At 39.3% G+C, this 14,486-nt stretch carries 15 protein-coding genes and 1 pseudogene; 8 read left to right on the top strand and 8 right to left on the bottom strand.

From position 1 onward, the window contains the following. Window positions 1–138: 138 nt before the first annotated feature. Window positions 139–867 carry a Bax inhibitor-1 family protein gene (locus HWQ39_RS16720; protein ID WP_292847105.1) on the bottom strand — a complete coding sequence of 243 codons (729 nt, stop codon included), beginning with the start codon at window positions 865–867 and terminating at the stop codon, window positions 139–141. 534 nt (window positions 868–1,401) lie between these two features. Between HWQ39_RS16720 and HWQ39_RS16715 the strand changes: the two genes are divergently transcribed. Next, window positions 1,402–2,187 carry an RNA polymerase sigma factor SigF gene (locus tag HWQ39_RS16715; RefSeq protein WP_179067988.1) on the top strand — a complete coding sequence of 262 codons (786 nt, stop codon included), beginning with the start codon at window positions 1,402–1,404 and terminating at the stop codon, window positions 2,185–2,187. Between the two features lie 393 nt (window positions 2,188–2,580). Here the strand turns inward: HWQ39_RS16715 and HWQ39_RS16710 are convergent, their stop codons facing one another. Beyond that, a complete protein-coding gene (locus HWQ39_RS16710; RefSeq protein ID WP_292847101.1) occupies window positions 2,581–3,504 on the bottom strand; it encodes a shikimate dehydrogenase in 924 nt (307 codons plus the stop codon). Between the two features lie 105 nt (window positions 3,505–3,609). Between HWQ39_RS16710 and HWQ39_RS16705 the strand changes: the two genes are divergently transcribed. Next, window positions 3,610–4,542: an alpha/beta fold hydrolase gene (locus HWQ39_RS16705; protein WP_292847098.1), complete on the top strand. Its 933-nt coding sequence runs from the start codon at window positions 3,610–3,612 to the stop codon at window positions 4,540–4,542. A gap of 82 nt (window positions 4,543–4,624) precedes the next feature. On the opposite strand, the gene HWQ39_RS16700 is transcribed toward HWQ39_RS16705, so the two are convergent. Continuing rightward, on the bottom strand, window positions 4,625–5,344 hold the full coding sequence (locus HWQ39_RS16700; protein WP_292847095.1) for a hypothetical protein: 720 nt from the start codon (window positions 5,342–5,344) through the stop codon (window positions 4,625–4,627). A gap of 607 nt (window positions 5,345–5,951) precedes the next feature. Beyond that, window positions 5,952–6,520: pseudogene (locus HWQ39_RS16695) on the bottom strand (aldo/keto reductase). Between the two features lie 79 nt (window positions 6,521–6,599). Between HWQ39_RS16695 and HWQ39_RS16690 the strand changes: the two are divergent. From HWQ39_RS16690 to HWQ39_RS16680, 3 genes are all read left to right on the top strand, one after another. Continuing rightward, window positions 6,600–7,199, top strand: a complete 600-nt coding sequence (locus HWQ39_RS16690; RefSeq protein ID WP_292847092.1) for a DUF1802 family protein — start codon at window positions 6,600–6,602, stop codon at window positions 7,197–7,199. Between the two features lie 673 nt (window positions 7,200–7,872). Then, window positions 7,873–8,136 carry a hypothetical protein gene (locus HWQ39_RS16685; protein WP_292847089.1) on the top strand — a complete coding sequence of 88 codons (264 nt, stop codon included), beginning with the start codon at window positions 7,873–7,875 and terminating at the stop codon, window positions 8,134–8,136. A gap of 124 nt (window positions 8,137–8,260) precedes the next feature. After that, complete coding sequence (locus tag HWQ39_RS16680; RefSeq protein ID WP_292847143.1) at window positions 8,261–8,890, top strand: Uma2 family endonuclease; 630 nt, start codon at window positions 8,261–8,263, stop codon at window positions 8,888–8,890. Window positions 8,891–8,934: 44 nt separating this feature from the next. Here the strand turns inward: HWQ39_RS16680 and HWQ39_RS16675 are convergent, their stop codons facing one another. Genes HWQ39_RS16675 through HWQ39_RS16665 form a run of 3 tightly spaced genes read right to left on the bottom strand, consistent with a single transcriptional unit; the run spans window position 8,935 to window position 11,224 of the window. Beyond that, the gene (locus HWQ39_RS16675; protein ID WP_292847086.1) at window positions 8,935–9,837 is read right to left on the bottom strand and encodes a glycine betaine ABC transporter substrate-binding protein; all 903 of its coding nucleotides are present in this window, start codon (window positions 9,835–9,837) and stop codon (window positions 8,935–8,937) included. Next, on the bottom strand, window positions 9,837–10,469 hold the full coding sequence (locus tag HWQ39_RS16670; protein ID WP_292847083.1) for an ABC transporter permease: 633 nt from the start codon (window positions 10,467–10,469) through the stop codon (window positions 9,837–9,839). Before HWQ39_RS16670 ends, HWQ39_RS16675 begins: the two co-directional genes overlap by 1 nt. Then, the gene (locus HWQ39_RS16665; RefSeq protein WP_292847080.1) at window positions 10,466–11,224 is read right to left on the bottom strand and encodes an ATP-binding cassette domain-containing protein; all 759 of its coding nucleotides are present in this window, start codon (window positions 11,222–11,224) and stop codon (window positions 10,466–10,468) included. The genes HWQ39_RS16670 and HWQ39_RS16665 overlap by 4 nt, the downstream gene beginning before the upstream one ends. An 89-nt stretch (window positions 11,225–11,313) precedes the next feature. Between HWQ39_RS16665 and HWQ39_RS16660 the strand changes: the two genes are divergently transcribed. Further along, complete coding sequence (locus HWQ39_RS16660) at window positions 11,314–11,994, top strand: hypothetical protein (RefSeq protein WP_292847077.1); 681 nt, start codon at window positions 11,314–11,316, stop codon at window positions 11,992–11,994. 286 nt (window positions 11,995–12,280) lie between these two features. Here HWQ39_RS16660 and HWQ39_RS16655 read toward each other — a convergent pair whose 3' ends face one another. Continuing rightward, window positions 12,281–12,646, bottom strand: coding sequence for a hypothetical protein (locus HWQ39_RS16655; protein ID WP_292847074.1), 366 nt, complete (start codon window positions 12,644–12,646; stop codon window positions 12,281–12,283). Window positions 12,647–13,149: 503 nt separating this feature from the next. Here HWQ39_RS16655 and HWQ39_RS16650 point away from each other — a divergent pair. Continuing rightward, the gene (locus tag HWQ39_RS16650; RefSeq protein WP_292847071.1) at window positions 13,150–13,686 is read left to right on the top strand and encodes a GAF domain-containing protein; all 537 of its coding nucleotides are present in this window, start codon (window positions 13,150–13,152) and stop codon (window positions 13,684–13,686) included. 91 nt (window positions 13,687–13,777) lie between these two features. Next, window positions 13,778–14,167: a VOC family protein gene (locus HWQ39_RS16645; RefSeq protein WP_292847068.1), complete on the top strand. Its 390-nt coding sequence runs from the start codon at window positions 13,778–13,780 to the stop codon at window positions 14,165–14,167. Window positions 14,168–14,486 lie beyond the last annotated feature (319 nt).

The following is a 14,486-nucleotide window of genomic DNA, read 5'->3' as shown; positions in this document are numbered from 1 at the left end:
AACTGGTTTACAAACTGTTGTTACTGTACCTCATAAACCTGCAATACGCTGTAAAACGATGAAAAAACCGTGGTTGCTAAAAATTTAACCACGGTCTTTACTCTATAAAACTTTACTTTTGTTAGCGCCTACAGACAATTAATCGCGGCCATTAATGGCAATTAGTAACCGCAAGATAAAGACGAACAAGTTGATGTAAGTCAGGTACATCGACAAAGCAGCAGGCAGATATTGGTCATCGCTGTAAGTGCGGGGCAAGATGTAGAAATCAACTACAGAAACTCCAACAAACAGGAATACTCCTAAACCGGAGATGGCGATTTCTAACCAATTTGGCGTATAAATACCAAACATAGCAAAGCCGAATTGGGCTAGACACACAACCACCAAGGCAATGACACCAAGATTAATGGTTTTCGTCAAAGCCATGCCGTCTTGTTCAGAAAGATTTGAACCAATTTGACGGGCAGCTATAAAGGTGACACCACAACCCAGGGCAGCCAACCCAATGCCTTGAATGCCAACACCTTGGGATCTCAAGGCGACAAATATCAAGCCACTGAGAGTATATCCAGACAAGAGACTGTAGGTTGCCAACAGGGGTAGTGCAAGCCCCTTATTACCTTTTTGGGCAACATTTTGGGCAACAAAGAACAAAATTAACTCCAAAATCACCGCACCAATGAAGGTGGGAAAGAAGATTTCGGGGTTAGTACGGATAACTCCCAAACCACCGTAGGTTCCTAATGCCGTTAGCACCAATCCACCACCAACGTAGGGGAGGGCGTTGGCAATCACGTTTGGGCCAACAAGGGCGTGAGATTTAGCCTCACGGATAGCTTCACGAAAATTACTGGTATTGCTCATATTGAAAAACTGTTTTTTAGGAAAACATTCTGCTTATTCCTATTCTTACCAATCTTTGCCGTTAACGGACAAGGATTTAATATCGTTGTCAAATCTGAAGGGCGGCTTTGTTGTTGAAAACTAGAGTCGTCACTTTTTGAGGATTTCACAGCCTCTTTAGTACTGATAGCATACTCTTTACCCTTGATTACAACCTATTTTGCGATTAATTCAGTACCGATCCACTTGCACTCAGTATGACAGATGCGTATTATGTCAGTCATGCATTTTTAAGCATAAATAGCTAGTTTTTGTTGCAAAAGCTAAAGATTATTTACCATTCAAGAGTTATATAAAAAGCAAAAATCACCTGTAACAGAGGGGTTCGCAAAATCATGCGTACAAATACTGAATTGTGGAGTTAGACCCCTAACAAGTTCAGTGAAACGACGATAGCTTATTTTTCCCTGACTCAGCAAAATAATAACAGCTTAGAAGAAAATATACGCAGCTCCATTTTCTCAGGAATTAGGAGTTACAACAAAGGTAATGTATATGGCAACAAGTGAGTCCTCTTTACGAACTGATGGTATAGAATTATTACACTTGTACCACCAGAATCCTTCTATTAAACTTCGTAATAAACTTGTACAGTTACATACTGGCTTAGTGCGAAAGATGGCTCATAAATTTAGCCATCAATGTAACGAACCTTATGAAGATTTAGAACAAATTGGTTATTTTGGTTTAATTAGGGCAATTGAGCGCTTCGACCCTAGCCAAGGATATGCTTTTAGTTCCTTTGCAGTGCCATATATTCGCGGTGAGATGCTGCATTTTTTGCGCGATCGCAGTACTCTATTAAAAATTCCTCGTCGTTGGCAAGAATTGTATAATGAAGGACAAAAGATTCGCAAGGACTTGTCAATCTCTTTAGGTCGCCCGCCCAAGGATGCTGAAATTGCCAGCCAACTCCGGGTATCTGTGCAAGAATGGCAAGAAACCAAGTTAGCGGCTCAAAACCGGATGCCTTTGAGTTTAGATGCAACCGCAGTTAACTATGTTGATTGTCAAATAACCTTGGGTGAGGCACTTCCTTGTCCTCGTTCTCATGTGCTTCTGCAACAAGAAGAAGAACGCCAACAACTCCAAGGCGCAATCAATATGTTGGAAGAAAAGCCCCGCATGGCAGTTGAAATGGTATTTTTGAAGGAACTTTCTCGCAAGGATGCCGCTAAAAATATTGGTACTAGCCCAATGACAGTAACGCGCTATCTCCAAAAGGGAATTCAAGATTTGATTTGCTATTTGCAACCACAGATAATGCCCACTGGTTCGTAGTCATTTGAGGGAGATGGGGGAGAACAAGTTATTAAAGATCGTAAAGATTTAGAAGTTTATAAAATGGCTTTTGATTGAGCCATGATAATTTTTGAACTATCAAAAAAGTTTCCAGTAAGTAGGTGGGTGGGAAAATTTATAAGTATCTCATTGCCCGTGAAACGGAGTGTAACGAACGCGAGTGCGTCTGCAAGAGTTACAATCACAAGGACTTTGAAGATTTTACATTTGGTTACATAGTTATTAGGTTAATTTGTGCCTACCTACTTAGAGGAATGTTATTCACTAACTGACGGGCTACTGGCAACAATTTTGGGTTTTCGAGACGCGATAAATCGCCGTCTCTACAAGTGTTTTGTTGCTCATTCTAAACTGTATTGTCCTATAGAACTTTCATTTCCCTAAACCCAGATGATTTTGTAATGCTTGGCGCATTACTTCTACAGGCAAAGTTTCCTGCTGCAACCAGATTTTTAATGCTGCTACCCCTTGTTGAACTAGCATTTCTAATCCATCGATTCCAATTGCGCCTTGTTTTTGTGCCTGTTGGAGAAATTGCGTCGGTTTAGGAATGTATATTAAATCGTAAGCGATCGCACCTGTTGGTAAATTTGCTATTTCTTCTACACTCAAAGGCGATTCATCAACTTTGGGATACATCCCAATCGGAGTTGTGTTTACCAGCAGATTGGCTTGGGGAATGAGCTTTGGTAATTCCTCCCATTGATGAACTTGGAATTTCTCAGCTAGGGATGAATTGCTCCAACTATTGCGGAATTCTTCTAATTTCCGCATATTGCGTCCAACAACATGAATTTGGGCAAAACCTAGCTGAATACAACCTGCTACAACTGCTCTGGCTGCACCACCATTGCCTAAAATTACCGCTACCTTCTGACTCCAATCTTGTTTATATGTTGTCTGCAAAGGAGCGATAAATCCTTCTATATCTGTATTTGTGCCTACCCATTGGTTATTTTGGCGGCTAACCGTATTTACTGCACCAATAGTTTGAGCCAGGGGAGTAATTTCTGAGAGGAGGGGGATGATTGCCTGTTTGTGAGGGATTGTGACACTAAAGCCAACAACACCAACAGCCGCGAAACCTGCGATCGCCACCTCTAAATTTTGTGGTTCAATCGGAAAAGGTAGATAAATGTAATCTAATCCTAATTGTGCGATGTCTTCTCTACGAGAGGCTTCGCCAACGACGAGCTTCGCTAACGCTGCATTATGCATCACTGGTGACAGTGAATGCTCCACCGGATGTCCAATGACTCCTAGTAATTTAGTTTTCCCGGTAATTTCTTTTGTCATTTGTTATTTGTCATTTGTCATAGCTCATCCCTTTTGTCTCCAGTCACCACTCCCCCACCTAGCCTACAATTATTAAAAGCTCCTTAACATTTCTTTATTTAAATCATGCACGCAACTACAGCCCCCTCTACAATTCCAATTCCTGGTAAATATTGGCAGTGGCGCGGGCACAACGTTTACTACGTGCGTGCGGGAGAGAAACAAACGCAACGTCCGCCCTTGCTTTTGGTACATGGATTTGGTGCTTCTACAGACCACTGGCGCAAGAATATCACAGGATTGTGTCAAGATTTTGAAGTATTTGCGATCGACCTTTTGGGATTCGGGCGATCGGCAAAACCAAAATTGCAGTACAGTGGCGACTTATGGCGCGATCAACTCCATGATTTTATCAGCGAAGTGATTGGTCAAAAAACAGTATTAGCAGGTAATTCCCTTGGTGGTTATGCTTGCTTATGTGTTGCCGCTCAACGTCCTGACAGCGTAGCTGGATTAGTATTGCTCAATAGTGCCGGGCCTTTTAGCGACAGCCAGCCGACATCTGAATCGGAAGCTTTGCAAAGCGAAATTCAGCCACCCAAACAACCCTCTTCTTTAGAGAAACTCTTGGGTGACTCAGTTAAGTGGATTTTTCAACAACCTTTAGCTCAGTTTGTGTTATTTCAATACGTGCGACAACGTTGGGTAATTCGCCAAACTTTAGAAAAGGTATATCTTGATAAAAGTGCTGTTACAGACCAATTGGTAGAAGAAATTTCTCGTCCCGCTTTTGATGCAGGTGCATTGGATGTATTTGTTTCAGTTTTTAGCAGTCCTCAAGGGGAAAAAGTTGATGTGCTGTTAAAGCAATTAACTTGTTCTTTATTGATGCTATGGGGAGAAGCCGATCCTTGGATGAATACTAAAGAACGTTCTCAAAAATTTCGTCAATATTGTCCTCAACTCACAGAGCATTTCTTAACAGCAGGTCATTGTCCTCATGATGAAATACCCGATACAATTAATCAATTTTTACGCGATTGGGTTTTGTCTAAGTAAGTGAGCGTCTCGCCTGCCCAGTTGATAAGGCGGGCAAGATGCCCGCCCCAAAATATTGGATAATTTATTTCTTGGAGTTCCCTTATTTAAAAATATATGATTTAATTTCTTGCTCGATTTGGTCACTAATTATCTCAGTTCCCATACTGATTTTATTGAGGTTAACCCTCACAAAATTTGTTTTGTCTTCTGCTGTAAACTTTTTATTATTATCTGAGTCTTTGATAATTTTTATAAAAAGTGCATTTTGACCAGGAACAACAACCCAATTGATGATTCTAGTATTGTCTGGGGTAATTTGCTGGAGGTTTTTACCTGATAAATCAGAAAGATAGCCAATAGTTGCATCTTCACTGTTGAATTTTGTATCTGTATTTGTGTCTTTGTCAATGATTTTATACAACCAAACTCTTGTAGTTGGCTTCTGTGCTGCTTTGACTTCCAACAAATCGAAGGAGTTGATAATGGCTTTTTTATTTAATAAAAGATGAGCTTCGCCACTTTGTTTTTGATAAAAGATGATGTTATACAATTGGTTACTTCTTTCATTTTCATAAGAACGTGAAATTTTTAAATCAATTCCTTTATCTTTGTTTTGCTCTGAAACAGCAACGGGAATCATCAGATAATCTGATTGTTCTTTAATAATTAAATCGCCATAGACAATATTTGGTTGTGGTTGCGGTTTGTCAGTTGCTTTTGCTTGTTCGGCAGTTCTGCTAATAGAAGACTTACAAGAAAAAGAAAGGGTCGCTATAACAATAGCTGTAGTAATTTGTTTTAAAAAGCTATAAGTTTTCATCAAATTCTCCTAGCAGGATATGTTGCTGTCTTATTTTATTCCCTGCTGGAAAAATCACCATAGTCTGAATTGAAGTTTATATTGTAAAAAACTTTAGATTTATTAAGTAGATTAACTATTTTTTGTTAACCGAAAGGTATGAAGACAAAGATATCACAATAAAATACCAAAAACCTGGTCGAGGTTGACCAGGTTTTATCGAGTTTACAGATTTCAATTTTAAACTAATTAACTAACTGAAGGTTAATAACTAAAGTGGACTGAATAACTAACAAACTCAGCATTCCTGCGCTTTTCCGCTTTAGGATTTGGCTTTGCCTTCTACAATTAGGCTTTTTGCCACTTTCATAATATTTGATATGCTGAACTTTGCTTGGTCTTATGACAAGGGGACACTAAGTCATTGACCTTTTTTGTTTGGTTTTCTTTTATTTGGTGTCCTACTAACTAATTTATCACTTAGTTCGTGAGTTGCAATCCTTGGTTTACTAAAGTTGATGTTTTGTTAGATTTTGCAATCTAAAGCTATAGATTTGATCCCTAGCCTTCTTTCTAAGAAAGTTAAAGGGATCTTGGAGAGATCGGCATGACTCAGCAATCTGTATTGTCACCAATTCCACATAATTTGACTGTTATCAAGATGGTATCAATTTCTGCCAATTCGGCGACAGAAAGCTTGATTTTGGCGGCTAAGGCGTTGTTGTTCAGGATAACGTGCCCCAACGATATCTGACGACAAGCCGCTGCGCGTCTACGCATTTGTTTGTGGTTGAACAATTAACCAGTCCAAAGCTAACTGAGCAAAGGTACAATTATAAAGAAGGGCTATAGGACGCAGTTTTTCTAAGGCTTGTTTGGTTAGGGAGCGATCGCAAGCTTCAATCACTTGTTCATACTTTACATGGTTAGCAAAAACTTTCGTGGCATATTCCACATGAGTTCGCACATCAGAATAAAGCTTCAGCGACAATTCGCTCAAAGTGTCCTTCACCATATACTTCAGCAGTATCTATTGTTGTGATACTAGCTTCATAAGCGACTCGGATGCTTTTAATCGAGTCAGCATTCCTACCCACATTCTTTTACCAGCTTGCCAAGTTCCCATTAGATGGGTGTGATTTTGACTTCAGTTGTACTTAGCGTAGGCGTAGCCCGTCGTAGACATCGCTTTTCCATAACTGCTTCCCAATTCAATCCCTTGGATAGTTTCATACTTTATCGGTCTTAGCTTCAAATTAAATCAGAGTTACAGTAGATGCTGATGGAATTGACTACAACTTTTGATGCCCTCAAAGAATGGGCAGTTGCCGTAAATGCTTTGGAAAGTGGCAAAACAATTATGTTGCTCCGCAAAGGCGGTATCCATGAACGAAATGGACACTTCCAAGTTGCCCACAAGCAAATTTTGCTTTACCCTACTTATGAACATCAACAAGCTTTCATGCTGAAAGCTGAGTATGCCAATAGTGTCTATCCAGTAACATCAGGCTGGCATCCTGAAACAGTTCGCATCGGCAGTTGGGCTGAAATTACCGATATTTTGCCAGTAAGTGACGAGTCTATTGTCAACACCTTGCTTCCTTTCCATATTTGGAACGAGCATTTTATTAGCGATCGCCTCAAATGGAAACCACGTCAACCCCTTTATATTCTCCTCCTGCGGACTTACAAACTGCCCCAAGAGCAAGAAATTCCCTATTACGCTAAGTACGGCGGCTGTAAGTCATGGATTGATTTAGATCGATCAATTCACTTGCAAACAGCAAAACCAGTTTTATCTAACTTTGCATACAGCCAACTAGTAGAGACAATTCGCGAGATTGTCGGCGATAAATTGTACGCTCCATCCTTCTAATAACCCAAGTTGGTGTCCAGATACCTGACTTTTTGAATAAGTCGGGTATTTAACAATTCAAAATTCAAAATTGAAGACATTTCAGGCGGAGATTTAAACCCCGACAGAAACTTATCCTCTATTGTAGATATAGGGCAATACGCTTGGGTTTTCAAGAAGCGATAAATCGCCGTCTCTACAAGTGTTTTTAGCTTATCTGAACCGTATTGAGATATAGGGGTCTTAAACCCTTGAATTTACGATAAATTTAGCTTTAGCTAAGTGCTATTCTATTTAATATTTAATTAATTGAGGGTTTTTTGGACTTTTTTGAAGAGTCTATTATCTGTTGTGAGAAATACATCAGCCTGACTTCTTTCGGCACAGGCGATATGGGGGGCATCAGATTGCGAGCCTCAGTCAAAACAGTAGTTATTGTTACACACGATCGCAAAAAACGCGGATAACATTAGAAAAATCTCACCTAATAAAGAAGGTGTGGCAAAGCTGTTTATCTTGATGTACTACTACCAGCAGTCTTCCAAGGTATGACTTTTTAAGCAATTATCCCTTACAGGATAACTTAATTATATTTTGTCTAAACTATTAGGCAAAAAATTACCCCACAAGGGTGAGAATTTTCTTGACAAAAGCCTGGTATCATGCTTATAAGCAAAAAGTAAAGGAGTTTGCAATGCCTCGACAAATGTGCTGGTTATCTAAGTCTAGTGGCGATGGAGAAAAAATTTTGTATTTGCAGGCAGAACCCAATCAACCTTGGCGTCCCTACACAGCTTTTGGACATTTGGCAGTCCCCGATTATAAAATAGAAGGTGGTTCTAAAGGTTGGGCAACTTATCAAAAACTGATCAAAGCAGGCTGGACACTAGTACCTAGCGCACGGGCAAACGAGTTTGGTACCAGCAGCTATGCAGAGTCAACAATTCAAAATCAATAAGAGCATTAGGCAGTAGTTATTGTCCTCATCTTCTTTACTGCCTCATCCCCTCATTGAATTCCTGAATCTGGTGATCGCTCATCTTCCATGTAAAAATGCGGGTAATATCTACAATGTGGCTAATATGGACACTGTAATTACACCACAAAAAATTGAGTTACCACCTGGCGCGCTGTTGAAACTTTTGGGAAACTGGCAAGACTATCAAGTATTGAGTCAGCAACTAGGTGATCGCTCCTCGCCTCGCATTAAATATCGCCCTGGAGAAATTTTACTGATGGCACCGCTACCAGAGCATGGAAGAGATGCGAGTTTGCTGGCAGATATTGCTAAGGTTTTGCTGGATCACTTAAACCGCATATACGAGTCATTTACGCCCATTACCATGAGTTTGCCAGAAATTAGTGGTATTGAGCCAGACTTTTGCTTTTACATTGAAAATTGCAGAGCCGTAGTAGGCAAAAAAAGGATTGATTGGGAGTCAGATCCACCACCAGATTTAGCAATTGAAATAGATGTAACAAGCTACACCGACGTTAACGATTTTTTGCCATATCGAGTGCCAGAAGTTTGGATATTAAAGAGTAATCGGTTATTAATTTATCGATTGGAGGGAGCAAGTTATGTGCTTACCGAAAGCAGCTACTTTCCTAACGTCAGAGAAATTGTGCAGCAATGTCTCCAAATGGCTAATGAGCAAACAACAAGTGAAGTCATTAGGTGGTTAAAGAACTTTTTGCGTGGACAACAGTAGACTTATTAATTTTTCCGTAACGTACCATCTCATTTTGGTGCGTTTTATTTTAATCCCTTCAATTTACGAAACTCTTGGACAACATCTTTAATATCCCGTAATTCTCCTTCAACTAAATAGTTTAACTGCCGCATTTCATCTGCTGAAATCTTTCCAGCAAGGGAAGCGATCGCTGTTTTTAATTCGGGATACTTTTTTAATATTTCTTGTCGAACAATTGGTACAGTTTCGTAAGGTGGAAAATAATGTTTATCATCCTTGAGTACAACTAAACCTAAGCGAGAAATCTGTCCGTCAGTGGAATTACCCGCTACCATATCCACTTGTTTTTGAATCAAAGCGCGATATATTAAACCCAAGTCCATAATTTGGGGAGATTTAGCAAAACGTAAATTGTAAGTTTTAGCTAATCCTGGAAAACCATCTTCCCGTTCTAAAAATTCGTAGCCGAAACCACCACGCCACTGTGGTGTATATTGAGTAGCTTCCGAGAGAGTTTGAATGTTGTAGCGTTTGGCATCCTCACCCCGAACAATCATCGCAAAAGTATTTTCAAAACCCAAGCTTGGCATTACCTCCAGCTTAAATTGCTGAGAGTATGCTTGTTTTAATCTTTCATAAACTTCTTTCGGATCATTAACTGTTTTCTGCTTTAAAATTGCAGTAAAAGCTGTGCCTGTATACTCAATATAAGCATCAATTTTACCAGCAGTAATAGCACTATGACAAACAAATGAACCACCCAGACGAGGGCGACGAGCTACTTTTAAATTAGTTGTCGCCTCGATTTGCTGTGCTAATAGTTCACCTAAAATATCTTGTTCTGTAAAATCTTTGGAAGCAACAATTATATTACCACCGTTATTACTATTTAAATTTGGTGTGCAGCTCGTGATTAGTAGTAACAAAGTAAAAGTTAAACAGCAAAGTGTGAAAAATCTTTTCATTAATTTTTAATTTTTAATTTATTCTCCAACCAGCCAATTGCAAAGTCAGCCAGTAATGCAATTACTGCCGCCGGAACTGCACCAGCTAAAATTAACTGATCGTTAACTACAGATATGCCGCGAAAAATAAACACTCCCAAACCACCAGCACCAATCGCTGCTGCAATGGTTGCAATACCTATGGCGATTACTGTTGCTACTCGCACTCCTGCCAAAATTATTCCCATTGCCAAGGGAATCTCAACTTGTAATAACAATTGTCTATCTGTCATCCCCATACCTCTGCCAGCTTCTCGAATCGCTGGATCGACGCTAGTAATACCTGTGTAAGTGTTACGAATTATCGGCAGCAAGGAATATACAGTCAGGGCAACAATTGCTGGGACTGCACCAATTCCGCCAATTATAGGAACCGGAATGAGTAAACCAAAAAGTGCCAAACTAGGAATAGTTTGGAAAATATTTGCTATGCCAAGAATTGGTTGGCGAAGATAAGTTTTACGTGTAATTAAAATACCTAGTGGAATGCCTACAAGTATGGCAATTCCGATCGCGATTCCTACTAAAAATAGATGTTCGAGAGTATGCTGAAGAATTTCTGGGGCATACTTAACCAGGAAGAAATTTTTCATAAAGTATCTTGCAGGGAATGCAGACATTGCAAAAAGGCGAGACTTTCTGGATGTTGCGATCGCATAAATTCATCTGTCGTCCCCAATACTACCAATTCTCCGCCATACATTAAACCAATTCTCGATGCTAAAACTAAGGCTTCTTGAATATCATGGGTGACGAAAACCACTGTCTTACCTAACTCTTGCTGCAAATGCCGAAACTCTTGTTGCAGTTCTAGGCGCGTAATCGGATCGAGTGCGCCAAAGGGTTCATCCATCAACAACACTGGCGGATCTGCTGCTAAAGCCCTGGCTACACCGACTCTTTGCCGTTGTCCTCCCGAAAGTTCGTGCGGGTAACGTCCGGCGAATTGTGCTGGTTCTAAGCCTACTAATTGCAACAATTCATAAACCCGCGTTTTAATTTGTTTTGGTTGCCAACCTTCTAAAGAAGGAACTAAACCTACATTGCGTTCTACAGTGAAATGAGGAAATAAACCAATTTCTTGAATGACGTAACCAATTTTTCGCCGCAGTTTAATTTCATCCCATTGAGTTGTGGGAATACCATCAAATAAAACTTCGCCTTGTGTGGGTATAAATAGGCGATTAATTAACTTCATTGTGGTGGTTTTGCCGCTACCACTGCGCCCAAGTAATACCAGTGCTTCTCCTTGACGGATGCTGAAGTTGAGATTTGACACCAATGGGCGATGGTTACGGCTAAAAGTGACATCGCGGAATTCGACGGCGGTTTGGTTATTTTGCGGCATGAGTGACTGGCAATAAAAGCTAGTTATATGTATTATGTGCTAATTTTGTGAGTATGTTTTATACAAATAAATTATTTCCCTAAAAATTTATGGTTTATACACCAAAAGATAAGCTTGAAGATATAGTTAAACAAGGTGTAAGAATAGACATTTTAGATGCGGAAGAAGCAATTAAATTATACGAAATTATTGGTAATCATAAAGATGCATTAACTAAAAATAATTTTGATAATTTATTTGGAGTGCTTCAAAGTTTATTGGTGAGAAACACTATTCTTTCTATAAATAAGATTTATGAAAGACCTAATAAAAAATATCCACCGAGAAGTCTTCCTGCTGCTATAGAAATACTAAAAGATAACTGTAATGAATTGAAAATAGAATATAGAGAGCAGTTAGAATATAAACTAAATAACTGGGGGTTCGATAGAAAATGTTTGCTATCTCTATCTGACTCAGAACTTACAAATATTGTTGCTGAAGCACTTAGCAGAAAACTACCGTCAAAAGATGAAATAAAAAATATCAGAGATGTAAGAGATAAACGAGTTGCTCATCATGAGTCGATCGATGAAACAAAAATCGAATCAATAATGTGGCGACACTTAGACGACTTATTGGTGCGTGCAAAGAAAATAGTTGGAGTTATTGGTAATCACTACCTTGGTAGTCTTTATGAAATTGATGGGAAGTATGTTTTATCCGACAACGCATCAGAAACAAGTCGTTCGCTAATGAGGCTCTTAAAGCAAGCTGGTATTGTCAAATAGAAGTGTTTTATAAAATTAGGATATATGCTAGCACTATGCCAGTATAGGTAGGGTGCGTTATGGCATTAGGCTAACGCACCACAATACATTATAAAACAATACAGTTCAGTTAAGGGCTACTGGCAACAATTTTGGAGTTTCGAGACGCGATAAATCGCCGTCTCTACAAGTGTTTTGGCCTGATCTGAACTGTATTAGATTATAGAAACAGAAACGGTACATTAGCTTTTGACATAACATACCCTACTGACTCAAGTTTTTTCCACCTCTTTAATTTCCTTTATTATTAACGCTGCCAATCATACATTAATCGTCCATGACGATCGCGCACAAGTTCCCATTCTCCATGACGATATCGTTGTCCGTGATAACCTATAGAGCGATAGCGTCGTCTATAGTAATGTCGTCGATTTTGCTGGCGCTGATAATAATATCTTCCAGTCGGTTGCCGTCTATGATAACGTCGTCGAGTTCGTCTGCGAGCTAACAAAAGTTCTTCACTTTGCTCTCCAACTAATTTTGTCTGTGCGTCAATACTCTGCTGATTGAGAACATTATTTAGAGTATTATCCTTAGCTTCAGCTAAAGCAGGTGGATAAGTGAAGGTTAATAGCAGGAACACAATTGAGGATAGCTTTTGGAAACGGTTCACGTCTTTGCTTTTCCTAAATATTGGTAATCTTTTTATTTAATACTTAAGTTGAGCAATTATGTAGTTCAGAGTTCACAAACTTGACGAACGCAAATGTAATGAAAGTACTTAATATTAATCGTCAGTGATAGCATGATTCATAGAAAATTTTGGTTTTATAAACAATGGCATACATTCCCAAGAACGCAACGTGGTATATTGCTGAATTAGCGATCGCGTGTAACATTGAGGGAAATCCACACAATGTTATTCATGCAAACTGAGCATATTAGTTGTAATTTTCTAAAATTCTTAACTTTAAATTTATAATTGGGAATTCTTTTGGGTAGAAATTAAAAATTATAATTTCTTAAGAATTGAGTTTAAATTCAGCGAACAGGTTGACTAGTATTAACTTCCGTTAAAATGGAATTGCTGCTATAAATACAAAAATGTATTTAAATAAGGTCTAATAAATTACTATATAAATCCAGCAGCATTTACTTAGTCATAATTTTACAACCGTGCAAATTCATCCTCACTCCGAATTTAACCATAGCCGCGATCGCCGTGAACAGGGTTTGCAAAAATTGCTTGATCGCCTTGTTAAAACAATGCAGCGCGATGAGTTAGTGCGGCAAACAACCAATCAACTCAGAGAATCGCTTCAGGTTGATCGGGTGGTGTTGTATTATTTTTACGGGCAGTGGCAAGGTCAAGTGACTTTTGAATCCTTGAGTTCTAAAGAATTTTCAATACTTGGTTCTACTGGCCCAGATGGTTGTTTTAATGACGAGTATGCTGCTTTATACTTGGCAGGACGGGTAAAGGCGATCGCTGATATTGAATTAGAACCAATCGAATCTTGTCATCGAGATTTTCTCCGCAATATGCAGGTTCGCGCTAATCTGGTTGTACCAATCTTGATTCCCAGAGGATTATGGGGATTGCTAGCGGCACATCATTGTCAAGGGCCTTATTATTGGTCGCCATCAGATATAGAAATGATGCAAACAGGGGCACAAACTCTAGCAACAGCCCCTTACATACTAGAAAGTTAAAAGGGCGGTTGGAAACCGCGCCTACACAGCAAAACCCACCTCCGTGGGTTGAAAATACTCAATTTGATTTTTCTAATCAGGAGAAAGAATTATGAAATTTGGTTTCACGGTCATCTGGGTTGAGGATGTAGTTAAAACCGTTGAGTTTTACGAAAAAGCATTTGGTCTGGTTCGTCGCACTCTTCAAGATAGGGGGCAGTTTACCTGGGCTGAAATCGAAACCGGAAACACCACACTAGCTTTTTCTTCTAGTAGCGAAGCCCAAAAGTTATTTCCTGGCGGCTTCCATACCAACGATGCCACACAACCACCGACATTAATCGAGATATCATTTGTTACTCCTGATGTTGGCAGTGCTTACATGAGAGCGATCGGGGCAGGTGCAAAAGCATTAGATGCTCCTAAAGCCCAGCCTTGGGGACAAACGCTCGCTCGTGTCCGCGATCCTAATGGCGTGTTGGTGTCATTGGTGAGTGGCTAGTACCGCAAAGCGGAATTAAAAATTGAAAATTAAAAATGAATACAGCGTAATGTATGGCAAGTTTCCTTAGACGCAATGATTGGGCTGAGGATTGCGATCGCTTCGGCGAAAATCAAAACCTAAGAAACCATTTATACAGTAAATCTTAAGTAGTAGTGCGGCACAGCTAAAATAGTGAATTAAAAAAAGCAGAAAACATTGATTTATCTCAATTTTCTCAAAATTTAATGCATCATTTTAAGCTTGCCACGCCACTACAGTAATTTTATTTTTACTTGATAAGTAGGTGAGGGAAAAAATTTATAACTCACTTTTTGTA

Origin of the sequence: Nostoc sp. NMS8, assembly GCF_017115045.1 — a bacterium.
Lineage (GTDB): Bacteria > Cyanobacteriota > Cyanobacteriia > Cyanobacteriales > Nostocaceae > Nostoc.
Note: the sequence above shows the minus strand (reverse complement) of the source record. Positions and strands in the feature narration are given on the sequence as shown.